The sequence below is a fragment of the Streptomyces sp. NBC_00029 genome, assembly GCF_045160505.1.
Classification (GTDB): domain Bacteria; phylum Actinomycetota; class Actinomycetes; order Streptomycetales; family Streptomycetaceae; genus Streptomyces.
Window position 1 is genome coordinate 2684681 of sequence record NZ_CP108292.1, and the last position, 23822, is coordinate 2708502.

The 23822-nt window shown below is 73.5% G+C and carries 18 protein-coding genes; 7 read left to right on the top strand and 11 right to left on the bottom strand.

From position 1 onward, the window contains the following. The first annotated feature begins 59 nt into the window (after positions 1 to 59). Positions 60 to 608 carry a hypothetical protein gene (locus tag OG753_RS12875; RefSeq protein ID WP_327261936.1) on the top strand — a complete coding sequence of 183 codons (549 nt, stop codon included), beginning with the start codon at positions 60 to 62 and terminating at the stop codon, positions 606 to 608. On the opposite strand, the gene OG753_RS12880 is transcribed toward OG753_RS12875, so the two are convergent. The 3 genes from OG753_RS12880 to OG753_RS12890 all read right to left on the bottom strand — a co-directional run bounded on the left by OG753_RS12880 (position 589) and on the right by OG753_RS12890 (position 6063). Beyond that, entirely contained in the window at positions 589 to 1794 is a 1206-nt protein-coding gene (locus tag OG753_RS12880) for an SWIM zinc finger family protein (RefSeq protein WP_405788502.1), read from the bottom strand. The two genes, OG753_RS12875 and OG753_RS12880, sit on opposite strands and share 20 nt — an antisense overlap. Then, the gene (locus tag OG753_RS12885; protein ID WP_327261938.1) at positions 1791 to 4619 is read right to left on the bottom strand and encodes a DEAD/DEAH box helicase; all 2829 of its coding nucleotides are present in this window, start codon (positions 4617 to 4619) and stop codon (positions 1791 to 1793) included. Before OG753_RS12885 ends, OG753_RS12880 begins: the two co-directional genes overlap by 4 nt. Positions 4620 to 4728: 109 nt before the next feature. Next, a complete protein-coding gene (locus tag OG753_RS12890) occupies positions 4729 to 6063 on the bottom strand; it encodes a helix-turn-helix domain-containing protein (RefSeq protein WP_405788503.1) in 1335 nt (444 codons plus the stop codon). Positions 6064 to 6279: 216 nt separating this feature from the next. Here OG753_RS12890 and OG753_RS12895 point away from each other — a divergent pair, with 216 nt between their 5' ends. Next, a complete protein-coding gene (locus OG753_RS12895; protein WP_405788504.1) occupies positions 6280 to 6897 on the top strand; it encodes a hypothetical protein in 618 nt (205 codons plus the stop codon). A gap of 42 nt (positions 6898 to 6939) precedes the next feature. After that, entirely contained in the window at positions 6940 to 7200 is a 261-nt protein-coding gene (locus tag OG753_RS12900) for a DUF6343 family protein (RefSeq protein ID WP_327261941.1), read from the top strand. Between the two features lies 1 nt (position 7201). Here the strand turns inward: OG753_RS12900 and OG753_RS12905 are convergent, their stop codons facing one another. The 4 genes from OG753_RS12905 to rpsA all read right to left on the bottom strand — a co-directional run bounded on the left by OG753_RS12905 (position 7202) and on the right by rpsA (position 11040). Next, complete coding sequence (locus tag OG753_RS12905; RefSeq protein WP_327261942.1) at positions 7202 to 7657, bottom strand: tetratricopeptide repeat protein; 456 nt, start codon at positions 7655 to 7657, stop codon at positions 7202 to 7204. An 83-nt stretch (positions 7658 to 7740) separates the two neighbouring features. Further along, positions 7741 to 8349 carry a dephospho-CoA kinase gene (coaE, locus tag OG753_RS12910; protein ID WP_327261943.1) on the bottom strand — a complete coding sequence of 203 codons (609 nt, stop codon included), beginning with the start codon at positions 8347 to 8349 and terminating at the stop codon, positions 7741 to 7743. A gap of 31 nt (positions 8350 to 8380) precedes the next feature. Then, entirely contained in the window at positions 8381 to 9319 is a 939-nt protein-coding gene (locus tag OG753_RS12915; RefSeq protein WP_327261944.1) for a PAC2 family protein, read from the bottom strand. Positions 9320 to 9528: 209 nt separating this feature from the next. Beyond that, positions 9529 to 11040, bottom strand: a complete 1512-nt coding sequence (gene rpsA, locus OG753_RS12920; protein ID WP_030720534.1) for a 30S ribosomal protein S1 — start codon at positions 11038 to 11040, stop codon at positions 9529 to 9531. Between the two features lie 350 nt (positions 11041 to 11390). Between rpsA and OG753_RS12925 the strand changes: the two genes are divergently transcribed. Continuing rightward, complete coding sequence (locus tag OG753_RS12925) at positions 11391 to 12239, top strand: class I SAM-dependent methyltransferase (RefSeq protein ID WP_327261946.1); 849 nt, start codon at positions 11391 to 11393, stop codon at positions 12237 to 12239. Position 12240: 1 nt separating this feature from the next. Then, a complete protein-coding gene (gene hrpB, locus OG753_RS12930) occupies positions 12241 to 14847 on the top strand; it encodes an ATP-dependent helicase HrpB (RefSeq protein ID WP_405788505.1) in 2607 nt (868 codons plus the stop codon). On the opposite strand, the gene OG753_RS12935 is transcribed toward hrpB, so the two are convergent. The 3 genes from OG753_RS12935 to OG753_RS12945 all read right to left on the bottom strand — a co-directional run bounded on the left by OG753_RS12935 (position 14837) and on the right by OG753_RS12945 (position 17534). Beyond that, positions 14837 to 15829, bottom strand: coding sequence for a DUF3068 domain-containing protein (locus OG753_RS12935; RefSeq protein WP_327261948.1), 993 nt, complete (start codon positions 15827 to 15829; stop codon positions 14837 to 14839). The genes hrpB and OG753_RS12935 overlap by 11 nt on opposite strands. A 14-nt stretch (positions 15830 to 15843) precedes the next feature. Next, positions 15844 to 15984, bottom strand: coding sequence for an SPW_0924 family protein (locus OG753_RS12940; protein WP_150256957.1), 141 nt, complete (start codon positions 15982 to 15984; stop codon positions 15844 to 15846). A 266-nt stretch (positions 15985 to 16250) separates the two neighbouring features. Further along, complete coding sequence (locus tag OG753_RS12945; protein ID WP_405788507.1) at positions 16251 to 17534, bottom strand: lytic transglycosylase domain-containing protein; 1284 nt, start codon at positions 17532 to 17534, stop codon at positions 16251 to 16253. 183 nt (positions 17535 to 17717) lie between these two features. On the opposite strand from OG753_RS12945, the gene OG753_RS12950 reads away from it, so the two are divergent. Continuing rightward, the gene (locus OG753_RS12950; protein WP_327261950.1) at positions 17718 to 18584 is read left to right on the top strand and encodes a DUF4184 family protein; all 867 of its coding nucleotides are present in this window, start codon (positions 17718 to 17720) and stop codon (positions 18582 to 18584) included. Positions 18585 to 18617: 33 nt separating this feature from the next. Here OG753_RS12950 and polA read toward each other — a convergent pair whose 3' ends face one another. Further along, the gene (gene polA, locus OG753_RS12955; RefSeq protein ID WP_405792635.1) at positions 18618 to 21272 is read right to left on the bottom strand and encodes a DNA polymerase I; all 2655 of its coding nucleotides are present in this window, start codon (positions 21270 to 21272) and stop codon (positions 18618 to 18620) included. A 266-nt stretch (positions 21273 to 21538) separates the two neighbouring features. Between polA and OG753_RS12960 the strand changes: the two genes are divergently transcribed. Beyond that, positions 21539 to 23809: an FdhF/YdeP family oxidoreductase gene (locus tag OG753_RS12960; protein ID WP_405788509.1), complete on the top strand. Its 2271-nt coding sequence runs from the start codon at positions 21539 to 21541 to the stop codon at positions 23807 to 23809. Positions 23810 to 23822: the final 13 nt, after the last annotated feature.

Consider the following 23822-nt stretch of genomic DNA (forward strand, 5'->3'; position numbering starts at 1 on the left):
ATTCGGGTTATAGAGACGGTAGGCATTTCACTCAATCGTGTACTGGGTACTGGGACTTCATGACTGAACGCCCGCTGCTCCTCCTCGACGTGGACGGCCCTCTCAACCCCTTCCGGTCCCCTCTCGCCGGCCTGCGCGGATACCGGAGCCACCGGATGTGGCCGGACGTCTGGCTCTCCTACCGCGACCCCGAGTCCCGCAGGGCCCGGCGCGGCGCCCGGGTGCGCCTCCACCCCACGCACGGCGCCCGGCTGCTGGCCCTGCCGTTCGAGCTCACCTGGGCCACCGCCTGGACCCACCAGGCCAACACGATGATCTCCCCGCACATCGGGCTGCCGGGCGACCTCTCCGTCGTCGAGTGGCCCGAACTCTTCGCCGAGGACCCCGACGGGCTCTCGTGGAAGACCCGCCACCTGCGCGACTGGGCGGCCGGCCGGCCCTTCGCCTGGGTCGACGACATGATCACCCCGCGCGACCGCGCCTGGGTCGCCGAACACCACCCGGGCCCGGCCCTCCTGCTGCGCATCCACCCGCGTCACGGCCTGCGCGACCGCGACTTCACCACCCTGACCCGCTGGGCGGAAGGCATCAGCCCAGCAGCGCGCTGACCGGGTCCGTCGAGGGCAGGCCCCTGGGCCACCAGTCGTTGTCGCCCAGCCGGTCCTCGTAGCAGTACCAGAGGCCGTCGCGGCCGAGGCGGAGCTGGCGGGTGTGGATCGTCAGGCGGTTGCGGTCGGGGCGGAAGGCGCCCTGGCCTGCTGCGAGGAGCGCCGGGCGGGCCCGGTCGAAGGGACCGGCCGGCGGGTCCCAGGGCTCTTCGAGGGCGTCGAGGGCCGGGCGGCCGCCCTGGCGCCAGGCCGCCGCGGCCCGGGCGAGGTCGGTGGTGCTGCGGCCGGTGGCCCGGGCCAGGTCCCGGTAGAGGGTGCGGGCCGCGCCCGTCAGTCCGGCCGTGGGGTGCGCGGAGGCCAGCCGGACGGCGTCCTGCCACAGGGTGAGTCCGGCGATCGGGTCCTCTCCGGTGGTGAGCAGGGCGAGGGCGCGGGCGGCCGCGTCGGAGGCGAGCTGGTCCAGTGCCAGCGGGTCCGGCGCCGCCGGGTCGGCCGGGCAGGCGGGCGGCAGGCCCACCGCGGCCGGCACGGGAAGCGACGCGGGCAGCAGCGGCAGACCGGTCCGGGTGAGCGCCGCCCGGGCCGGAACGCCGGGGAAGCCGGGCGCCGCATCGGGCTGTTCGCGCGCGGCATGGGCGGCATTGCGGCGGGTGAGCTCGTCGAGGAGCTCCCGCTCCCCCCGGCCGCGCAGGAGCAGCAGGACGAAGGGGTCCTCGTCCAGGAGCCGGGCCGCCCGGTAGCAGAGGGCCGCCGCGTGCTTGCACGGCGGACGCCCGAAGTCCGGGCAGGAGCAGTGCGGGACGAGCTCGCCCGCGCCGGGCAGGACGCTCTCCGCGAGCGACTGCGGAACCTCCCGCTCCAGCAGGGCGGCGAGCGCCGCGGGGTCGGCCGCGACGGCCTCCAGCAGTTCGCTCCACTCCCGGTCCGCGAAGGCGGGCAGGGTCAGCTCGGTGCGGTACGGGCGGGGCCGGCTGCCCCGGACGTACGCCACGATCCGGCCGGGGGTGACCGTGACCGCGTCGACGTGCCCCGCCTCGGCGTACCCACGCCCCCGGGTCAGGCGGGCCGTGTCGTGGGAGACCTCCTCCAGCGCCGACACCCAGGCCCGGCCCCACCAGCTGACTGCCTCGGCCCCGGCGGGCACGGTCTCGAAGGTACGGCGGCGGTCGTCCCGTGCGGTGATCATCCGGGCCTCCGCAGGGAGACGAGGTCGGCCAGCTCGCGGTCGGTCAGCTCCGTCAGCGCCGACTCCCCGGAGCCCAGGACGGCATCCGCCAGGGCCCGCTTCGCCTCCAGCATCTCGGCGATCCGGTCCTCGACGGTGCCCTCGGCGATGATCCGGTGGACCTGGACGGGCTGGGTCTGGCCGATGCGGTAGGCGCGGTCGGTGGCCTGTTCCTCGACGGCCGGGTTCCACCAGCGGTCGAAGTGGATGACGTGCCCGGCCCGGGTGAGGTTCAGGCCGGTGCCGGCCGCCTTCAGGGACAGCAGGAAGACCGGGACCTCACCCGCCTGGAAACGGTCCACGAGCTCCTCGCGGCGCGGCACCGGCGTCCCGCCGTGCAGCAGCTGGGAGCTGATCCCGCGGGCCTGCAGGTGCCGTTCCATCAGGCGGGCCATCGTCACGTACTGGGTGAAGACCAGCACCGAGCCGCCCTCGGCCAGGATCGTGTCCAGCAGCTCGTCCAGGAGGGCGAGTTTGCCCGAGCGGTGCGGGATCCGGGGCTGCTCCTCCTTCAGGTACTGCGCGGGGTGGTTGCAGATCTGCTTGAGCGAGGCCAGCAGCTTCATGATCATGCCGCGCCGTTCCATGCCCTCGCTCGACTCGATCACGGCCATCGCCTCGTCCACCGCGGCCCGGTAGAGCGAGGCCTGCTCCCGGGTGAGGGAGACCGGGTGGTCGGTCTCCGTCTTCGGCGGCAGCTCGGGCGCGATGCCGGGGTCGGACTTCTTGCGGCGCAGCAGGAACGGCCGCACGAGCGCCGACAGCCGGGCGACCGCCGCCTCGTTGCCCCCGTCCTCCTCCGTCTGGTGCTCCACCGGCCGGGCGTGGCGGGCCCGGAAGGCGGTGAGCGGGCCCAGCAGTCCCGGCGTGGTCCAGTCGAGCAGGGCCCACAGCTCGGAGAGGTTGTTCTCCACCGGGGTACCGGTCAGCGCCACCCGGGCCGGTGCCGGCACCGTGCGCAGCGCCTTCGCCGTCGCCGAATGCGGGTTCTTGACGTGCTGCGCCTCGTCGGCGACGACCATGCCCCAGCTCTGTTCGGCGAGCAGGGGTGCGCTCGCGCGCATCGTCCCGTACGTGGTGAGGACGAACCCGCCCGCACACGCCGTCAGGTCCTCGATGCTGCGGCTGCCGCCGTGGAAGCGGCGCACGGGTGTGCCGGGGGCGAACTTCTCGATCTCCCGCTGCCAGTTGCCGAGGAGGGACGCGGGGCACACGACGAGCGTCGGCTCGGGCCGGTCCCGGTGCAGGTGCAGCGCGATCAGCGTGACGGTCTTGCCCAGGCCCATGTCGTCGGCGAGGCAGCCGCCGAGCCCGAGGGAGGTCATCAGGTCCAGCCATGCCAGGCCGCGCGCCTGGTAGTCGCGCAGGGTGGCCTTGAGGGCGGCGGGCTGCGGCAGCGGCGGCTGCTCCCCGGTCAGCCGGTCCCGCAGGGCGGCCAGCGCCCCCACCGGAACCGCCTCGACGGGCTCGCCACCGATGTCGGCCGTCCCGGTCAGCACGGTGGCCAGCGCGTCGACCGGGTCCAGCACGCCCAGCTCCCGCTTGCGCGCCTTGCGCACCAGGTCCGGATCGACCCGCACCCACTGGTCCCGCAGTCGGACGACGGGCCGGTGCGCCTGGGCCAGCGCGTCCATCTCCCCCGGGGTGAGCCGGTCGCCGCCCAGCGCCAGCTCCCAGGAGAAGGCGAAGAGGTGCTCGGCGTCGAAGAAGGCGGTCCCGTCGGTCGCCGAACCGGGGGCGGTGGACCGTACGACGGCGGTCGCCGAGAGCGTACGGGCCAGCTCGCGCGGCCAGTGGACCAGGACTCCGGCGGCCGCCAGCCGGCTCGCGGCCACCCCCAGCAGGTCCTCCAGCTCCGGGTCGGACAGGGCGAGCGCATCGGGCACGGGCTGGTCCAGCAGGCGCAGCAGGGGCGGCCAGACCCGGGCGGCCCGGCGCAGCGCGAGCACGGCGTCGATCCGGGCGCGCGGGCCGAAGCCGGCGGCCGCCGTGCCCGCCCACAACTGCCCGGCATCGGTGACCAGGGTCGGATCGGCGAGGCTGTGCACCTGCACGACGGCGGCCCCGGCACGCCGGGTGTCGTCCTCCTCGGCCTCGTCGAAGAGGCGGAAGGAGGACAGGTCGAGCCGGAGCGAGATCCCCACGCCCGTGTCGGATCCGGCCGCGACCTGCGCGGCCCAGTCCCTTATCCCGGGCACCTGTTGCGGCTCCCGCGCGGCGAACGGACGCCCGGCGGCCACGGCAGCGGCCGGGGTACGGGGCAGACCGTCGGCGACGGCGTCGAGGAAGGCGCGGACCAGCGCCTCCGGTTCGGGCAGCTGGAGCGGACGGCGCCCGGCCAGGGGCGTCGCGTACCCCTCGTGCGGCAGCGCGGCGGCGACCGCGCGCAGATGGTCGATGTCGGCGGCGTCCAGCGGCCCGGCCCGCCAGGCGTCGACGCCCTCGGGGGTGAGCCCGGGAAGCAGCCGGCCGCGGGCGGCGAGGGTGAGCGCCTGCCGGGCGGCGGTGCCCCAGGCTCGGGTGGCGGGATGCGCGGCGGGGCTGCGCGGGGCCTGCGCGAGCAGGGGCAGGGCGGAGGCGACGGAGAAGGTCACCGCGGGCACGGTCCGGCTGCGGACCCCGTCGCCGTGCGGGCGCACGACGGTGAGCGGCCCCTGCCTCCCGGTCTCGGGCAGGGCGTCCCCGTCGGGCGCCCAGAAGGCGACCCGCCCCTCGCGGGGGACGGCGGCGGGCAGGAAGACCGCGGCGTGGCGCAGCAGTGCGCCGGCGTGCGGCTGCGGTGTCATCGTGTCCCCCTCCCCTTCGGTTCCCATCGGTACCTGTTGGTCCCTGTGGGTGTGACCCTGTGCCGACGAGTCTAGGCGCGACCACCGACAACACCCCCTGACCTGCGGTTCAGCGGGCCCAGCGGCCCTGCTCCGGCGCGTACCCGTACACGGGCCGGCCGGTGGCGGCGCTCGTGCGCAGCGGGCGTCCGCCGTCGTCGATGCGCAGGGTGCCGGACCCGGCCGGGCCGGTCCACCGGAGGTCGAGGGACCAGTCGCAGTCGCACCCCGAGGTGGCCGCCTCCACCCGCAGGACGACCGGCTCGGACGCCGAGACGCGCAGCGGGAAGGCGGGCGCGGGCAGCCTGTTCCCGCCGTCGTTCCCGGCGACGGGCCGGGCGAGCGGGCGCGGCGCGTCCAGGTTGACGGCGAAGACGGCAGGGGTGAGCCCGCCGCCGCAGCCCTGCGACATCTGGTAGACGTTCCAGGCCGGCGGCTTGCGGCGGGCGGCCACCCGTACCTCGAGGGCCTCCAGGACCACGGCGCCCGCGCCCGTGCCGTGCAGGGTGACCTCCACGATCTGCGACCCGGCGTGCACGGCGCGCTGCGCCGACGCCCAGGCGGGCGCGTCCGCCTCCACGGGCGGCGGGGCCACCGATCCGGGACCGCGCTCGGTCAGGTAGGCATGGTCGCATCCGGCGCTCCACACGTGCGTCCGCACGGCGGCCTTGAGGGGCGCGACCGGTGCCCGGCCCGGCGCCGACGCCGGCGGTGGGGCGGAGGACGGGCCGGGCGCCGGGGCCGGTCCGCCGGCCGGTGCCGTCGGTTCCGGTGCGCCGCTCGTCGCCGGGGCCGGGGCCGGGGCGGACGCCGATCCCGGGGGCGTCGTCGGGCCCGCGGTCGCGCTCGCCCCCGCGCCCGGCACCGTTCCGTCACCCGCGTGCGGCGTGCGCGTGCCGGGTCCGGCCGCCGCCAGCAGCGCCACGGCCACCGCCCCGGCCGTCACCCCTGCGGCGGCGACCACGGCGGCCCTCCGCCGGTACCAGGCCCTGCGGACCGCGGGCCCCGGCGCCACCATCACGACGGCCTGCTCCGGCCCGGCCTCCGCGATCGGCTCCGGCTCCGGTGCGGGCTCCGGCTCGGGCTCGGGCTCCGGTGCAGGATCCGGCTCTGCCACCGAACCCGCGCCCGCACCCTCGCGTGCGCCCGCACCCGCGCCCGACCGGCGCCGCGCGTCCGCCAGCAGCCACGCCCGGTGCAGGTCCACCGCCTGCGCCTGCGATGCCCCGCAGGCCCGGGCGAAGCGGTCCACGACCGCGAACTCCGCCGGCAGCGCCTCCCCGCTGCAGTACCGGTGCAGCGTCGACGTACTCGTGTGCAGCCTGCGCGCCAGGGCCCCGTAACTGAGCCCGGCGCGCTCCTTCAGCTCCCGCAGCAGCCGCGCGAAGTTCTCGGCCTCGCTCACGCTCTCCCCCGTTCCGCGTCCCGCGACAGCGTTCCATGCATGAGGTGTTCCCCCAGGTGGCAGCCCCTACGGCCGTTCCAGCGTCCCGGATTCGCCCCAATCCGTGGCCCGCCGCGCCGTCCGGGGAACAGTCTCGTCAGGCACGGACAGCGCTCACCGCGCCGATCTCACTCATCACACTCACAGTCCGCACAGCATTCACGGGGAGAACCGACCATGTTCCGACGGACCGACACCGCCGCCACGCTCGCCACCGCGCTCGTCGCGGCGGCCGCCGCCCTCGTCCTGACCGCCTCCACCTCCGCCGCGGCCGCCACCGCCCCCGGATTCCTGACCGGCGCCGACCTTCCGCCGCACGCCACCTCACCCTGGTACGCGGGCGCGGTCACCAAGGGCCTGCCCGAGTCCGCGCCGTTCTGCCTGGACGGGGTGCTGCCGGCCGCGGGCAGCTGGCACCGCGCCTTCGGCACCGAGTACGACACGGGCGCCGTGCAGGTCTCCGTACGGTCGTCCTCGCCCTCCGCGGCGGCCGGGCTCGTGGCCACCCTGGAGCGCAAGGTCGCCGCGTGCGCGTCCGACTGGCTGCGGACCACCCCGGGCGGCACCGCCTCCTGGCAGGACTACGGCACGCTCCCCGTCGAGGAGGGCGCGCACGTCTACGGGGTCCACACCTCGATGCCCGAGTCCGAGCCCGGGGTGCACCTGTTCGGGATCGGGCGCGACGGCTCCACCGTGACCGTCGTGCAGTGGGGCGAGATGGGCGACCTGTCCCGCGCGCCGGTCGCCGGCTTCAAGAAGACGACCACCCGGGCCGTGAACAAGCTCAATCCGTAGCCGCCGAGCGCGGTGGGACCATGGACGGGAGAGGCGATGTCCATGCGTTCCGGAAATGAGCCGGTGACCGCGCGCAGTCCGCTGCGGCTGCGGTTCTGGCTGGGTGTCTGGGGGCTGGTCTGGGCCGCCGCCGGCACGGCCGTCTTCTCGCTGGTGGGCCGCCCGGGATGGGCGGCCGCCTGCGGGGTGCTCGCGGTGGTCGTGGCCGTGGACCTGTTCATGATCGTGCGCCACCTGCACCAGGGGCCGCACTACCAGCCCGGCCCGGACATCCCTCCGTACGAACCGCCCCGCGGCCGGTGAGTCAGGCGGAGTCGCTGGAGCCGGCCGAGTCGGTAGGGTCGGTAGGGTCGGCAGAGCCGGTGGGGTCGCCCGCGGCCGGACCCTCGAAACGGGCCGCCGCCAGGTACTCGGGCTGCGGGTCGAGGGCCGCGGCCAGCCGGAAGTGCCTGCGCGCCTGCTCCGGCCGGCCCGCGCGCTCGAACGTACGGGCCAGCGCGAAGTGGGCGAAGGCGTTGTCCGGCTCCCGCTCCAGCACCAGCTCGAACTCCAGCTCCGCCGGACGCAGTTGCGCCGCGGCGAAGAAGGCCCGGGCGCGCAGCAGCCGCGCCGCGGTGTTCTCCGGGTGCGCGGCTATGACCGAGTCGAGCAGCTTGACCGCGCCGCGCGGGTCGCGGGCGGCGAGCAGGTGCTCGGCGGCCCGGTAGTCGATGACGTGGGTCTCCGGGCTGGACGGCGTGGGGCGCGTGGTCTCGGACACGGTCGGATCCTTCCCTCTACGGGCGCGTTCAACGCCCCCGCCCCACCCGCTATTCCATGCACACGTCAGGCGCGTGAGGCGTGTCAGGCCGCGCCGGCCGCCGCACGCCCGGCGAGTTCTTCCCACACCTTGCGGACCTGCGGTTCCAGCGCCTCCAGCGGCCCGTCGTTGTCGATCACGAGGGTCGCCACCGCGAGCCGCTGCTCCCGCGTGGCCTGCGCGGCCATCCGCGCCCGCGCCTCGTCCTCGGCCATGCCGCGCAGCGCCGTCAGCCGCGCCAGCTGCGTCTGCGGCGTCGCGTCCACCACGACGACCAGGTCGTAGAGCGGCGCCAGGCCGTTCTCCGCGAGCAGCGGTACGTCGTGCACCACGATCGCGTCGGCCCCCGCGGCGGCCTCCAGCTCCGCCGACCGGGCCCCCACCAGGGGGTGCACGATCGAGTTCAGCGTCTGGAGCTTCGCCGGGTCCGCGAACACGATGGACCCCAGCTTCGGCCGGTCCAGCGTCCCCTCCGCGGTCAGCACCGACTCCCCGAACGCCGCCACGACGGCCGCGAGCCCCGGCGTACCGGGCTCCACGACCTCTCGCGCGATCCGATCGGCGTCGACGACGATCGCCCCGTACCCCGCCAGCAGTCGCGAGACCTCGCTCTTGCCGGCACCGATTCCGCCCGTCAGGCCTACTTTCAGCATGCCCCGCAGCATAGGCGGCCCCGCCCGTACGTCAGTTCTCGCCCTCGCGCTCGGCCAGGAACCTCTCGAACTCGCGGCCGAGCTCGTCCGCCGACGGCAGCTCCGCCGGCTCGGCGATCATGTTGCCCCGGGTCTCGGCCCCGGCGGCCGCGTCGTACTGGTGCTCCAGCCCCTGCACCAGGCTGACCAGCTCCTCGTCGCCCTCCCGGATCTGCCGGTCGATCTCCGTCTGCGTGCGGTGGGCCTCGGTGCGCAGCGCGTGCGCGACGGCCGGCAGCACCAGCCCGGTCGCTGCCGTGATCGCTTCCAGCACCGTCAGCGCGGCGTCCGGGTACGGGGAGCGGGCGACGTAGTGCGGTACGTGGGCGGCGACGCCGAGCACGTCGTGCCCGGCCTGGGCCAGCCGGAACTCCACCAGGGACTCCGCGCTGCCCGGCACCTGGGCCTCGTCGAAGGGGCTGCGGTGACCCGGCATGAGGTCGGTCCGGTTGCCGTGCGGGGTGATGCCCACGGGGCGGGTGTGCGGGACGCCCATCGGGATGCCGTGGAAGTTGACCGAGAGCCGGACGCCGAGGCGCTCGACGATCTGCCGGACGGCGACGGAGAAGCGCTCCCACTCCACGTCCGGCTCCGGGCCGGACAGCAGCAGGAAGGGGGCTCCGGTGGCGTCCTGGACGAGCCGGACCTCCAGCCTGGGCTCCTCGAACTCCGTCCAGTGGTCGCGCTGGAAGGTCAGCAGCGGGCGCCGGGCCCGGTAGTCCACCAGCCGGTCCGCGTCGAACCGGGCGACCACCTGGTGGGGCAGGGTGTCGAGCAGCCGCTCGACGATCTGCTCACCGGCCTCACCCGCGTCGATGTACCCCTCGAAGTGGTACAGCATGACCAGCCCGGCCGAGTCCTGGGCGACCGCCAGGTCGGCCACCGCCAGGCCCTTGGCATCCCATTCGTACAAGCCCTGTGGATCAAGCACCGTCACCACTCCTCCTCGCCTCGTTCCCTGCCAAGAACGTCCAAGGCAGTGCCGCCATTCCCCAGTTGGCCGCATTCACAGGAACGCAACGGAACACGGGGGAACACCGGCCCGGCGAAACGCGGTGAGGCCCGCCCCCCGAAGGGGACGGGCCTCACCGTTCACAGCAGTTCAGCTCTGCTCACACCGGAGTGTGATGCGCGCTGCGATCAGCTCTGGCCGCCGGCCAGCTTCTCGCGGAGCGCGGCCAGGGCCTCGTCCGACGCCAGGGCGCCGGAGGTCTCGTCCGACTCCGAGGAGTACGAACCACCCGAGATGCCCGCACCGGCGTTGCCGCCACCGGCGGCCGGGGCGGCAGCACCCTCGGCAGCAGCGGCCTCGTCGGCCTCGCGGCTCTTGATGACCTGAGCCTGGTGCTGCTCGAAGCGCTGCTGCGCCTCGGCGTACTGGGTCTCCCAGGCCTCGCGCTGCTTGTCGAAGCCCTCGAGCCAGTCGTTGGTCTCGGGGTCGAAGCCCTCGGGGTAGATGTAGTTGCCCTGGTCGTCGTAAGACGCGGCCATGCCGTACAGGGTCGGGTCGAACTCGACCGACGCCGGGTCGGCACCGAAGGACTCGTTGGCCTGCTTCAGCGACAGCGAGATCCGGCGACGCTCAAGGTCGATGTCGATGACCTTGACGAAGATCTCGTCGTTGACCTGGACGACCTGCTCCGGGATCTCCACGTGGCGCTCGGCCAGCTCGGAGATGTGGACCAGACCCTCGATGCCCTCGTCCACGCGGACGAACGCACCGAACGGAACCAGCTTGGTGACCTTACCCGGGACGACCTGGCCGATCTGGTGGGTCCGGGCGAACTGCTGCCACGGGTCCTCCTGCGTCGCCTTCAGCGACAGGGAGACACGCTCGCGGTCCATGTCGACGTCGAGGACCTCGACGGTGACTTCCTGGCCGACCTCGACAACCTCGGACGGGTGGTCGATGTGCTTCCAGGACAGCTCGGAGACGTGCACGAGACCGTCGACGCCGCCCAGGTCCACGAAGGCACCGAAGTTGACGATCGAGGAAACGACGCCGGAGCGGACCTGACCCTTCTGCAGGGTGGTGAGGAACGTCTGGCGAACCTCGGACTGGGTCTGCTCGAGCCAGGCGCGGCGGGACAGGACCACGTTGTTGCGGTTCTTGTCCAGCTCGATGATCTTCGCCTCGAGCTCCTTGCCCACGTAGGGCTGGAGGTCGCGGACGCGACGCATCTCGACGAGAGAGGCCGGCAGGAAGCCGCGGAGGCCGATGTCGAGGATGAGACCACCCTTGACGACCTCGATGACGGTACCGGTGACGATGCCGTCTTCTTCCTTGATCTTCTCGATGGTGCCCCAGGCACGCTCGTACTGAGCGCGCTTCTTCGAGAGGATCAGGCGGCCTTCCTTGTCCTCCTTCTGGAGAACCAGGGCCTCGATCTCGTCGCCGACCTTGACGACCTCGTTCGGGTCGACATCGTGCTTGATCGAGAGCTCGCGGCTCGGGATGACACCTTCGGTCTTGTAACCGATGTCGAGGAGAACCTCGTCCCGGTCAACCTTGACGATGACGCCGTCGACGATGTCGCCATCGTTGAAGTACTTGATCGTCTCGTCGATCGCCGCGAGGAACGCGTCCGCGTCGCCGATGTCGTTGACCGCAACCTGCGGAGTGGTGGCGGTGGTCTCGGTGCTGCTCGTCATGTGGGAAAGGGCTCCGGTTACGGACAGAAAGTCGTAGGTACTGCTACGCCGGGAGCCCTTATCGGCATCTGCCGAAGCCGGACAGCCAAGGAGACCCCCGTTCCGCAGACGCGGAGGGGCCTCGAGAACCGAGGGGACCTCAACAAATACAAGCGCAGCCTGCTAGGTCTGAGGAGCACAGGCTCGCAGCGCAACTTGTAGCATACGGGGGCAGCCGGACAGGGTCAATGCGCGAAGGCGCACACCCCGGGCGGATCACCGCACAACCGGCACAATTAATGGGCGGGAAGCCCTTCCTGGCGCTCCCTGCCACATTCAGAAGACATTCGCAGACTACGACGACGGGCCCCATGAACCAAGAGGACTACGCCTCCAAAGAAGCGTACGAAGCCGATCCGGTATCCGGGGACGACCCCGAGGCCACACGGCGTGACGCGGGGGAAGCGGAGAGCAGCCGGGCGAGCCGCAGCTGGTGGGACCGCAACGCCGACGAGTACCAGAACGACCACGGCGCCTTCCTCGGCGACGACCGCTTCGTCTGGGGACCCGAGGGCCTGGACGAGGCGGAGGCGGCCCTCCTCGGCCCCGTCGCCTCCCTCCGGGGCAAGGACATCCTGGAGATCGGCGCCGGCGCCGCCCAGTGCTCGCGCTGGCTGGCCGCCCAGGGCGCGCGCCCGGTCGCCCTCGACCTCTCCCACCGCCAGCTCCAGCACGCCCTGCGCATCGGCGACGACCTCCCGCTGATCGAGGCGGACGCCGGAAAGCTGCCCTTCCGCGCCGGCTCCTTCGACCTGGCCTGCTCCGCCTACGGCGCCGTCCCCTTCGTCGCCGATCCCGTCAACGTCATGCGCGAGGTGCACCGCGTACTGCGCCCCGGCGGCCGCTGGGTCTTCTCCGTGACCCACCCGGTCCGCTGGGCCTTCCCCGACGAGCCCGGCCCCGCAGGGCTGTCCGTCGCCGCCTCCTACTTCGACCGGACCCCCTACGTGGAGCAGGACGAGCGGGGCCGCGCCGTATATGTGGAGCACCACCGCACGATCGGCGACCGGGTCCGCGACGTCGTCGCGGGCGGCTTCCGCCTGCTGGACCTGGTCGAGCCCGAGTGGCCGGAGTGGAACAGCCAGGAGTGGGGCGGCTGGTCCCCGCTGCGCGGCAACCTGATCCCGGGCACCGCGATCTTCGTCTGCGAGCGCGACTGACGTGATCCGAACCGCCGCCCTCGACGCCCTGCCCGTGAGGGAGGCCGTGCCCGCGCTCGTCTCGGCGCTGGACGGCCACGGCACCGCCGTGCTGTGCGCCCCGCCCGGCACCGGCAAGACCACGCTGGTGCCGCTGGTGCTGGCCGGGCTGGTGGGCGGGGGGCCGCGGCGCCGGGTGGTCGTCGCCGAGCCCCGGCGGATCGCCGCCCGGGCCGCGGCGCGCCGGATGGCCTGGCTGCTGGGCGAGCAGGTCGGCGGGGCGGTGGGCTTCACCGTGCGCGGGGAGCGGGTGGCCGGCCCGGACACCGTGGTGGAGGTGGTGACCACCGGAGTGCTGCTCCAGCGCCTGCAGCGCGACCAGGAGCTGGCCGGGGTCGACGTGGTGATCCTGGACGAGTGCCACGAGCGTCACCTGGACGCCGACACGGTCGCAGCCTTCCTCCTCGACGTACGCGAGACCCTGCGCCCGGAGCTGCGACTGGTGGCGGCCTCGGCGACGACGGACGCCGCCGGCTGGGCGCGGGTGCTCGGCGGCGCGCCGGTGGTGGAGGCCGCGGGGATCTCGTACCCCGTGGAGACGGTCTGGGCCCCGCCGGCCCGGCCGGTGCGGCCCCCGCACGGGATGCGGGTGGATCCGGCGCAGCTGACGCACGTGGCCTCGGTGGTGCGCCGGGCGCTGGCGGAACGGGGCGGCGACGTGCTGTGCTTCCTGCCCGGTGTCGGTGAGATCGCCCGCGTCGCCGGGCAGCTCGGCGGGGTGGACGCGGAGGTCCTCCAGATCCACGGCCGGGCCCCGGCGGCCGTCCAGGACGCGGCGCTCTCCGTCGCCGGTCACCGCAGGGTGATCCTGTCCACCGCCGTGGCGGAGTCGAGCCTGACCGTCCCCGGGGTGCGCGTGGTGGTGGACTCCGGGCTGGCCCGCGAACCCCGGGTCGATCACGCGCGGGGGCTGGGCGCGCTGGCGACCGTACGGGCGTCCCGCGCGGCCGGGCGCCAGCGGGCGGGCCGGGCCGGGCGCGAGGCTCCGGGCACGGTGTACCGCTGCTGGGCCGAGGCGGAGGACGGCCGCCTGGCCGCGTTCCCCTCGCCGGAGATCCGCATCGCCGACCTGGCGCAGTTCGCCCTGCAGACCGCCTGCTGGGGGGACCCGGACGCAGCCGGACTGGCCCTGCTGGACCCTCCGCCGGCCGGGGCCATGGCCGCGGCGCGGGAGGTGCTGCTGGCCGTCGGCGCGGTGTCCCCGGCCGGCGGGGTGACCCCGCGCGGACAGCGGATGGCCCGGCTCGGGCTGCACCCGCGGCTGGCCCGGGCCCTGCTGGACGGCTCCGCCGCGCTCGGCGCCCGCCGGGCGGCGGAAGTGGTGGCCCTGATCGGAGAGGAGCCGCCGAGGGAGTACGGGGACGACCTGGCGGGCGCCTGGCGGCGAGCCCGGGCGGGCGGCGACGGCTACGCGGCCCGCTGGCGCACGGAGGTCCGCCGCCTGGAACGAGCCGTCGCCGTACGCGACTCTGCGGGGGCTCCGCACCCGGACCCCCGCGCCCCGGACTCCGGCGGGGCCGAAGAATCAGCCTCGCCGGCGTTTGAGGCGCGGGGTCCGGGGCGGAGCCCCGGCAGCGGTGCCGCACCCGACGATGCCGCGGCAGGCTTGGTCGCCGCCCTGGCCTTCCCCGAGCGGGTGGCGAAGGCCAGGGGCGAAGGCGCCGTCCTGATGGCCAACGGCACCGCGGCCGAGCTCGGCGACGGCTCGCAGCTGCGCAGCGCACCCTGGCTGGCCGTGGCCGTCGCCGACCGGCCCCCGCATTCCGCGTCCGCCCGGGTCCGGCTCGGCGCCGTCATCGACGAGGACACCGCCCTCGCCGCAGCCGCCCATCTGCGGACCGAGGGCGAAGAGGTGCGCTGGGAGGACGGCGACCTCGTCGCCCGCGCCGCGGAGCGGCTCGGCGCGATCGAGCTGGCCGTACGCCCCCTGCGCAGCCCCGATCCCGCCCTCGTACGGGCCGCCCTGCTCGACGGGCTGCGCGCCGAGGGCCTCGGTCTGCTGCGCTGGTCCCCGGACGCGCTGGCGCTCCGGGCCCGCCTCGGCTTCCTGCACCGGACGCTCGGCGGCGCCTGGCCGGACGTGGCGCAGGACCGGGCGCTGGTGGAGCGCGCGGACGACTGGCTGGAGCCCGAGCTGTCCCGGGCGCGTCGCCGCGGCGACCTCGGGCGGATCGATGCCGGGCAGGCCCTGAACCGGCTGCTGCCTTGGGCCACCGGGGAGGCCGTGCGGCTCGACGAGCTGGCTCCGGAGCGCCTGGAGGTGCCCAGCGGGTCGCGGATCCGGCTGGACTACTCCGCCGAGCACGGCCAGCCGGTGCTCGCGGTGAAGCTGCAGGAGCTGTTCGGGCTGGCCGAGACCCCGCGGGTGGCGGGCGTACCGGTGCTGGTGCACCTGCTGTCACCGGCCGGCCGGCCCGCGGCCGTCACCGCGGACCTCGCCTCCTTCTGGCAGGGCGGCTACCGGGCCGTCCGCGCGGAGCTGCGCGGACGCTACCCGAAGCACCCCTGGCCGGAGGACCCGGCCACCGCCGAGCCCACCCGCCACACCAACGCCCGGCTCAGGCGCTGACCCCGTCCGTCTGCGCGGCGCCCGCCTCCCGTACGCGGCGGCCGCGGGCCTCCAGCCACAGGGCCGCGCCGAGCAGGACGAGCCCGCCGGCGGCCAGGCCGATCGGTGCGTAGGTGTGCAGGGCGAGGACCTTCGTACGGTTCGCCCTGACGAGGTCGACCGTGTAGTCCGAGTAGTCCTCGCGCATCGTGACGTGCCCGGCGAAGGCGGTGAGCTTGCCGTCGGGGCCGCCGGCCGCGATGCCGCCGCGCATCTCCTGCTGGATGTCCTGCTCCGCGTTGACGGGGGCACCGGTCACCGGGTCGACCCAGAACCTCGCCTTGACCGTGTACCAGAGGGTGGTGCCGGTGGCCGCCTCGATCGTCGACGGGTCGATGCCCTCGATCGGCATCTTCTTGGGCATGGCGACCTTGGTCCACGGGACGGTCTGCTCGAAGTAGTAGACGTCCATGCCCTTGAACGTGCGCGGTCCGACGTAGTGGATCGGCGAGGAGGTACGGGTCTGCGCGTCGAAGTACAGGTAGTCGCGCGGCTCGGTGAAGAAGGGCCACTTGAACTCGATGCCCTCGCGCTTGACGGGGTCCCCGTCGACCATCTCCCCGGTGGCGTGGACCGGGTCCTGGGTGTGCGCGTCGAAGATGTAGCGCTCGGGTATCTGGGAGACCATCTTCCCGTCCGGGCCGATGATGTAGGACAGCGTGTCCCAGACGACGACGTCCTTGCCCGCGCTCGCCTCGATCTCCTTCGACGCCTCGACGTTGCCCTTGAGGGTCTGGACGATGGTGACCTTGTCGACCTTCTTGGGCTGCATGCCGCCGGTGTAGTCGAGGAGCGTCGCGTCCTTCGCCTCCAGGACCATCTCCTGGTACTGGTTCGGCGGGATCTTGGCGAGGCGGGGGTACGCGTACCAGCGCAGCAGCGGTGCGAGGGCTGCGCAGAACACGGCAAGGGCCAGCAGGACAAGGCTCGCTCTGCGTCGCACGGCCGGGCCCTCCTCTACTTTCCGGGCGCGGGGGGCGCGGTGGTGAGCAGGGGCTTGGGTGAGGTCTCGCCTTCGGGCACCCCGAACGCCGTGATGGCGAACACGAGGGCCAGCGCGGCCGCGAGGCCGATGGCGGCGGCGACGAATGCGCGCATGCCGGGGCTCCGAAATCTGATGAGGCGTCAGAGAGGGGGCACCGTAGCAACGCGGAGGCGAGATGAGAACCGTTCAGGCCATGGATCACGACCGGCCGACCGGGGGCCGTCGACCGGGGCCGCCGGCCCGCCTCGCCACCACCGGGGAGAGCCGGACCCTGGAGGCACCGCGCACCTCGGCACCAGGGCAGCACGCCCGAAATCCACGACAGCGTCCTGCGGAGGACAAGAGTGGTGGAGAACCGGGCCACAGAGCTCCATGACCGTCAGGAATGGCCACGGGTTTGCGCCGGGGCGGGGGCGGACGCCGAAGGAGTGGCGGACGTCGGGGCCGGAGTGGGCCTCGGAGTGCGGGACGGGCCCGACGTCGCGGTGGGAGTCGGCGTCGGGCTCGGGGTGGGCGTCCGGGTCGGGTCCGGCGTGGGGGTGGGGCTCGGAGTGGGCGTGGGGGTGGGCGTCGGGCTCGGCGTTGGCTTCGGGTCCGGCGTCGGCGTCGGCGTCGGCGTGGGCGTGGGCGTGGGAGTCGGCTTCGGGTCCGGCGTCGGGGTCGGGGTCGGCGTGGGCGTCGGGACCGGGGTGGGCGTCGGCTTCGGGGTCGGCATGGGGGTCGGAGTCGGAGTCGGTGTGGGCCTCGGCGTGGGCTTCGCGCCCGTGCCCGTGCCCGCGCCTGTGCCCGTACCGCCCTGGTCCGGGATCTCGTGCGTCCCCTTCAGGTAGTACGTGAACCAGGACCGCACCGTCCGCAGGTACTCCGTGGAGCGGTTGTAGGAGAGCACGGCCCGGTCCAGGTCCGCCTCCACCCGCAGGTCCCGGGTGCCCGCGCACAGGTAACGCCCGGCCGCCAGCGCCGCGTCGTGCACGTTGTTCGGGTTGCGCCGGCCGTCGCCGTCCGCGTCCTGGCCCCACGACGCCCACGTGGAGGGGATGAACTGCATCGGCCCGACCGCCCGGTCGTACCGCGAGTCCCCGTCGTAGGCCCCGCCGTCGGTGTCAGGGATGTTCGCGAAGCCGTTGCCGTCGAGCACGGGCCCGAGGATCGGCCGCAGGGTGGTCCCGGCCGCGTCGACCCGGCCGCCGCGCGCCTGCCCGGACTCCACCTTGCCGATCGCCGCGAGGAGTTGCCAGCGCAACCCGCAGCCGGGGTCGCTCTGCCCGACCTTCTTCTCCGCGCCCAGGTACGCCGCGAGCACGCTCGCCGGTATCCCCTGCGCCCCTGCTCCGGCGCCGGCTCCGGTACCGGCCGCCGCCGCGGCCTCCGTCGCCGTCGGCGCCGGTGCCGGTGCCGGTGCCGGCTGCCCCTCGTCCGCCAGTACCACCTCCGGCGGCTGCGGGCTCAGCAGCGGCGGGAGTTCGGTGAAGTAGGCGGAGTCCCCGCCGGCCGTGTCCGCGTCCCGCGGCGGCTGCGCACCGTGCTCCCCGGCTGCGGAGAGCCGGTCGGTGCTCCCGCCCGCCGGGCCCTGGGATCCGGTCACCGCGGCGACCACCAGAGCGCAGACCAGCGCGGCTGTCGTTCCCCTGCGCAGCCTGCGTCCGAATATTCGAGCCGACATGAGCCGGACCCCTCCCCCTCGACGTCCGCGTGACCCTACGTCAGCTCCCTGCACACAGCACGCATGGTGCGCCGGAATTCACCACATCCCCACGTCCCGAGGCAGGTCACGCATACTGTCTGGACCCTTCGGGAGCATTGGCCCGAAGGAGGAACGCCCACGGGAACATGCAGGAGAGGTGCCATGCCGTTCACTCTCAGCCACGCGGCCGCCGTACTTCCGGCCATCCGCCGGACCGGGCGTGCGCGGGGCCCTCTCGTCGCCTCGGCGCTCGTTCTCGGATCGTTCGCCCCCGACACGTTCTACTTCACGGACGCGATCGTCGAAGGCGTCATGAAGTACGGGACGTTCACGCATTCACTGCCGGGGATCTTCACCCTGGACGCCCTGCTGACGGCCGTCCTGGTGGGGTTCTGGCTCCTGCTGCGCGAGCCGCTGATCGCGCTCCTGCCCTCTCGGCAGCGGGGCAGGGTCCATGCCTTCGTGCGGGGTGAGCGGTGGCGCGAGCGTCCCCGGCCGGCGGCGCTCGTGGCCTGGTTCTATGTCTCGGCGGTCGTCGGCTCCCTCACGCACGTGGTGTGGGACAGCTTCACGCACATCGACCGCTGGGGCACGGACGCGCTGCCGGCGCTCGAAGAGCCGCTCGCCTTCGGCCTGCCGCTCTACTCCTTCCTGCAGTACGGCACTTCGGCGATCGCGGCGTGCGCACTGCTCTGGTTCACGCTGACCGCGCTGCGCCGGCTCCCCGCCGGCACCGCCCCCGCGTCCGTGCCGGTGCTCTCCCGCGCGGAGGTCCGGGGCGCGCTCGCCCTGCTCGCGGTGTGCGTGACGGCCGGGATCACGATGCGCGTGGTCCGCTTCTTCACCTTCTTCGACCGGATCCGTACACCGCTCGACATCATCCCGACCGTCTGCTTCGGTGCGGGCGGGGGCCTGGCCGTGGCACTGCTGGTCTACGGGGTCCTCGTACGGCTTCGGCAGCGCCGCGACCGGACCGGGCGCCCCACGGACGCGGACGAGGAAACGCGGACGCCCGTCCCCACCGCCTGAGCGGGGACGGGCGCCGGCTGTGCCGTACGGGGATCAGTGCGCGGCGGACTCCCAGTCCCGGCCGACGCCCACCGACACGTCCAGCGCGGCCCGCAACTCCACGGCGGCGCCCATCTCGCGGCGCACCAGCTCCTCGACCTGATCGCGCTCGCCCGGGGCGATCTCCAGCACGATTTCGTCGTGGACCTGGAGCAGCATCCGCGAGCGCAGGCCGGCCCCGGTGATCGCCTTGTCCACGCGCAGCATCGCGACCTTCACGATGTCGGCGGCGGTGCCCTGGATCGGGGCGTTGAGCGCCATCCGCTCGGCGGCCTCGCGGCGCTGGCGGTTGTCGCTGTTGAGGTCGGGCAGGTACCGGCGGCGGCCGAAGATCGTCGCCGTGTATCCGGTGGCGCGGGCCTCGTCGACGACCCGGCCGAGGTAGTCGCGGACCCCGCCGAACCGCTCGAAGAAGGTCTCCATCAGGCCGCGCGCCTCGGCGGGCTCGATGTTCAGCTGCTGGGCGAGACCGAAGGCGGAGAGCCCGTAGGCGAGTCCGTAGGACATGGCCTTGATCTTGCGGCGCATCTCGGCGTCGACCGCGGACCGCTCCACGCCGAACACCTGGGAGGCGACGGTGGTGTGCAGGTCCTCGCCGGTCGCGAAGGCCTCGATCAGGCCCTCGTCCTCGGAGAGGTGGGCCATGACGCGCAGCTCGATCTGGCTGTAGTCGGCCGTCATGAGGGATTCGAAGCCCTCGCCGACGACGAAGCCGCGGCGGATGGCGCGGCCCTCGTCGGTGCGCACCGGCACGTTCTGCAGGTTGGGGTCGGTGGAGGACAGCCGGCCGGTCGCGGCGACGGTCTGGCTGAAGCTGGTGTGGACCCGGCCGTCGGCGGCGATGGTCTTGACCAGGCCCTCGACGGTGACGCGCAGCTTGGCCTGCTCCCGGTGCCGGAGCATGATCACCGGGAGTTCGTGGTCGGTCTGCGTGGCGAGCCAGGCCAGCGCGTCCGCGTCCGTGGTGTAACCGGTCTTGGTCTTCTTCGTCTTCGGCAGGTCCAGCTCGCCGAAGAAGACCTCCTGGAGCTGCTTGGGCGAGCCGAGGTTGAACTCGTGGCCGACGGTGGCGTGCGCCTCCTTCACGGCCTGCTGCACCGCTCCCGCGAACTGCTGCTCCATGGCCTCCAGGTGGTCCCGGTCGGCGGCGATGCCGGACCGCTCCATCCGGGCGAGGAGCTCGGAGGTCGGCAGCTCCATGTCGTGCAGCAGCTCCGCGGCGCCGACCTCGTCGAGCTTGTCGGTGAAGGCGTCGCCCAGGTCCAGGACCGCGCGGGCCTGCGCCATCAGGGCCTCGGCCTCGGCGGTCTCGTCGGCGCCGAAGGCCAGCTGCCCGTCGGCGGCGGCGGGCGCCAGCTCGCGGTGCAGGTACTCCATGGACAGGGCGTCCAGGGCGAAGGACCGACGGCCCGGCTTGACCAGGTAGGCGGCGAGCGCGGTGTCCATGGCGACACCGGCGAGGGTCCATCCGTGCTCGGGGAAGACCCGCATCAGGCCCTTGGCGTTGTGCACGACCTTGGGCTTCGCCGCATCGGCGGCCCAGGCCGCGAAGGCCCGCTCGTCCGCCTCGTCCAGCTCGGCGGGCGTGAACCAGGCGGCGGCGCCCCCGGCCGCGGCCAGCGCGATCTCGGTGACATCGCCCTGGCCCAGCGCCCAGCTGTCGACGGTCGAGATGCCCAGCGGGCCGCCCGCGTGGCTCTCCAGCCACGGCGCCAGCTCGCCCGTGCCCAGCACCGACGCGTCCAGCTCCACCCCGGCCGCCGGAGCCGGGGCCTCCTCCACCGCAGCGCCCGGGTCCACGGCCAGCAGCCGCTCCCGCAGCGAGGCGTTGCGGATCTCCAGCACGTCCAGCACGCCGAGCATGGCGGTCCGGTCGTACGGGGCGCGGACCAGGTCGGCCGGGGCCTTGGGCAGCTCCACGTCCTTGACCATCTCGGTCAGGACCCGGTTGAGCTTGACGGCCTCCAGGTGGTCCCGGAAGTTCTGCCCGGCCTTGCCCTTGACCTCCTCGGCGCGCTCCACGAGCTCCGCGAACGACCCGAACTGGGTGATCCACTTGGCCGCGGTCTTCTCGCCGACGCCGGGGATGCCCGGCAGGTTGTCGGACGGGTCGCCGCGCAGCGCCGCGAAGTCCGGGTACTGCTGCGGGGTGAGCCCGTACTTCTCCTCGACCTTCTCCGGGGTGAACCGGGTCAGCTCGGAGACGCCCTTGGTGGGGTAGAGCACGGTGGTGCGCTCGGACACGAGCTGGAAGGAGTCGCGGTCACCGGTGACGATCAGCACGTCGAAGCCGGCCGCCTCCGCCTGCGTCGCCAGCGTCGCGATCACGTCGTCGGCCTCGAAGCCGTCGACCGCGAACCGCGGCACGTGCATGGTGTCGAGCAGCTCGCCGATCAGCTCGACCTGCCCCTTGAACTCGTCGGGGGTCTTGGAGCGGTTCGCCTTGTACTCGGGGAACTCCGTCGAGCGCCACGTCTTGCGGGAGACGTCGAACGCCACCGCGAAGTGCGTGGGGGCCTCGTCGCGCAGCGTGTTCGCCAGCATCGACGCGAAGCCGTAGATGGCGTTGGTCGGCTGCCCCGTCGCGGTCGTGAAGTTCTCCGCGGGCAGCGCGAAGAACGCCCGGTAGGCCAGGGAGTGCCCATCCATGAGCATCAGGCGGGGACGGTCCGCTGCGGGCGGCTGGTCGGTCTTCTTCGCTGATGAATCTGCCACGCCCCCGATCCTAGGCGCCCCCACCGACAATTCCGGCCCGTCGCCTCCCCCGGCGCATCCGCCCCACCGGACGCCCCCGGCGCACCCGGCCGGGGCGCGATGAGCACCGGACCGCCCTCCCCGGATTCCGTGGTCCGTGCAAGGATCGAAGGACGCGGCCACACGTGCTGCACATGTACGTACGCTCGAAGGGGAGCGCGATGGCGACCAAGCCGCCCACAGGCGATCCGGTACAGGACGCACCGCAGGTCACACCGCCCAAGCACGCGGCCGCAGGCCTGCCGGCGATCGGGCACACCCTGCGGATCGCCCAGCAGCAGATGGGCGTGGCCCGGACCGCCCGCACGCTCCTCAAGGTCAATCAGAAGGACGGCTTCGACTGCCCGGGCTGCGCCTGGCCCGAGGGCGACAAGCGGCACACCGCCGAATTCTGCGAGAACGGCGCCAAGGCCGTCGCGGAGGAGGCCACCCTGCGCCGGGTCACCCCCGCGTTCTTCGCCGCGCACCCGCTGCCCGATCTGGCCACGCGGTCCGGCTACTGGCTGGGGCAGCAGGGCCGCATCACCGAGCCGATGTACCTCCCCGAGGGCGGCGACCGGTACGAGCCGGTCAGCTGGGAGAAGGCCTTCGCGATCATCGCGGAGGAGTTGACCGCCCTGGGCTCCCCCGACGAGGCCCTCTTCTACACCTCGGGCCGCACCAGCAACGAGGCCGCGTTCCTCTTCCAGCTCTTCGCCCGCGAGTTCGGCACCAACAACCTGCCCGACTGCTCCAACATGTGCCACGAGTCCTCGGGCTCCGCACTGACGGAGACCATCGGCATCGGCAAGGGCAGCGTCTCCCTCGAGGACCTCCACCAGGCCGACCTGATCATCGTCGCCGGGCAGAACCCGGGCACCAACCACCCGCGCATGCTCTCCGCCCTGGAGCAGGCCAAGTCCGCCGGCGCGCGGATCATCTCGGTGAACCCGCTGCCCGAGGCCGGCATGGAGCGGTTCAAGAACCCCCAGACCCCCTTCGGCATGCTCCGGGGCACCGCCCTCAACGACCTCTTCCTGCAGATCCGCATCGGCGGGGACCAGGCCCTCTTCCGTCTCCTCAACAAGCTCGTCATCGAGACCGAGGGCGCCACCGACGAGGCCTTCATCCGCGAGCACACCCACGGCTACGAGGAGCTCGCGGCCGCCGCGAAGGAGGCCGACTGGGACGAGACCCTCACCGCGACCGGCCTCACCCGCCCCGAGATCGAGCGCGCCCTGGCCATGATCCTGGCCTCGGAGCGCACCATCGTCTGCTGGGCCATGGGCCTCACCCAGCACAAGCACGCCGTCGCCACCATCCGCGAGGTCGTCAACCTCCTGCTGCTCCGCGGCAACATCGGCCGCCCCGGCGCCGGCGTCTGCCCCGTCCGCGGTCACTCCAACGTGCAGGGCGACCGCACCATGGGGATCTTCGAGCGGCCCGCGCCCGCCTTCCTCGACGCCCTCGACACGGAATTCGGCATCACCTCACCCCGCGGGCACGGCTACGACGTGGTCCGCTCCATCCAGGCGATGCGCGACGGCGAGGCCAAGGTCCTCTTCGCGATGGGCGGCAACTTCGTCGGCGCCACCCCCGACACCGAGGTCACCGAGGCCGCGATCCGCCGCACCGCCCTGACCGTGCACGTCTCCACCAAGCTCAACCGCTCCCACGCGGTCACCGGCCGGCGGGCCCTGATCCTGCCCACCCTCGGCCGTACCGACAAGGACGTCCAGGCGAGCGGCAAGCAGTTCGTGACCGTCGAGGACTCCATGGGCATGGTCCACTCCTCCCGCGGCAACCTCGCCCCCGCCTCCCCGCACCTGCTCTCCGAGCCCGCGATCGTGGCCCGCATGGCCCGCGCGGTCCTCGGCGCCGCCTCCGCCACCCCCTGGGAGGAGTTCGAGCGCGACTACGCCACGATCCGCGAGCGGATCTCCCGCGTGATCCCCGGCTTCGAGGACTTCAACGCCCGCGTCGCCCGCCCCGGCGGCTTCCGGCTCCCGCACGCCCCGCGCGACGAGCGCCGCTTCCCGACGAAGACCGGCAAGGCCAATTTCACCGCCGCGCCCGTGGAGTACCCGCGCGTCCCGGCGGGACGGCTGCTGCTGCAGACCCTGCGCAGCCACGACCAGTACAACACCACGATCTACGGCCTCGACGACCGCTACCGCGGCATCACCGGCGGCCGCCGCGTGGTCATGGTCAACCCCGCCGACGCGGCCGAGCTGGGCCTGGCCGACGGCTCGTACACGGATCTGGTGAGCGAGTGGAAGGACGGCGTGGAGCGGCGCGCGCCCGGCTTCCGCGTCGTGCACTACCCGACCGCACGCGGCTGCGCGGCCGCGTACTACCCGGAGACCAACGTGCTGGTCCCGCTGGACTCGACCGCGGACACCAGCAATACCCCTGCCAGTAAGTCCGTCGTCGTGCGCTTCGAACCGGCCTGATAGAACGACCTCA

What these genes read in the sequence shown, in the direction of transcription:
- OG753_RS12895 (WP_405788504.1), top strand. Translation starts at nt 6,280, where the DNA reads ATGTTCCGACGGACCGACACCGCCGCCACGCTCGCCACCGCGCTCGTC.
- coaE (WP_327261943.1), bottom strand. Translation starts at nt 8,349, where the DNA reads ATGCTGAAAGTAGGCCTGACGGGCGGAATCGGTGCCGGCAAGAGCGAG.
- OG753_RS12940 (WP_150256957.1), bottom strand. Translation starts at nt 15,984, where the DNA reads ATGCGCGCATTCGTCGCCGCCGCCATCGGCCTCGCGGCCGCGCTGGCC.
- OG753_RS12960 (WP_405788509.1), top strand. Translation starts at nt 21,539, where the DNA reads ATGGCGACCAAGCCGCCCACAGGCGATCCGGTACAGGACGCACCGCAG.
- OG753_RS12945 (WP_405788507.1), bottom strand. Translation starts at nt 17,534, where the DNA reads ATGTCGGCTCGAATATTCGGACGCAGGCTGCGCAGGGGAACGACAGCC.
- OG753_RS12875 (WP_327261936.1), top strand. Translation starts at nt 60, where the DNA reads ATGACTGAACGCCCGCTGCTCCTCCTCGACGTGGACGGCCCTCTCAAC.
- OG753_RS12950 (WP_327261950.1), top strand. Translation starts at nt 17,718, where the DNA reads ATGCCGTTCACTCTCAGCCACGCGGCCGCCGTACTTCCGGCCATCCGC.
- OG753_RS12880 (WP_405788502.1), bottom strand. Translation starts at nt 1,794, where the DNA reads ATGATCACCGCACGGGACGACCGCCGCCGTACCTTCGAGACCGTGCCC.
- OG753_RS12885 (WP_327261938.1), bottom strand. Translation starts at nt 4,619, where the DNA reads ATGACACCGCAGCCGCACGCCGGCGCACTGCTGCGCCACGCCGCGGTC.
- rpsA (WP_030720534.1), bottom strand. Translation starts at nt 11,040, where the DNA reads ATGACGAGCAGCACCGAGACCACCGCCACCACTCCGCAGGTTGCGGTC.
- OG753_RS12925 (WP_327261946.1), top strand. Translation starts at nt 11,391, where the DNA reads ATGAACCAAGAGGACTACGCCTCCAAAGAAGCGTACGAAGCCGATCCG.
- OG753_RS12900 (WP_327261941.1), top strand. Translation starts at nt 6,940, where the DNA reads ATGCGTTCCGGAAATGAGCCGGTGACCGCGCGCAGTCCGCTGCGGCTG.
- polA (WP_405792635.1), bottom strand. Translation starts at nt 21,272, where the DNA reads ATGGATGGGCACTCCCTGGCCTACCGGGCGTTCTTCGCGCTGCCCGCG.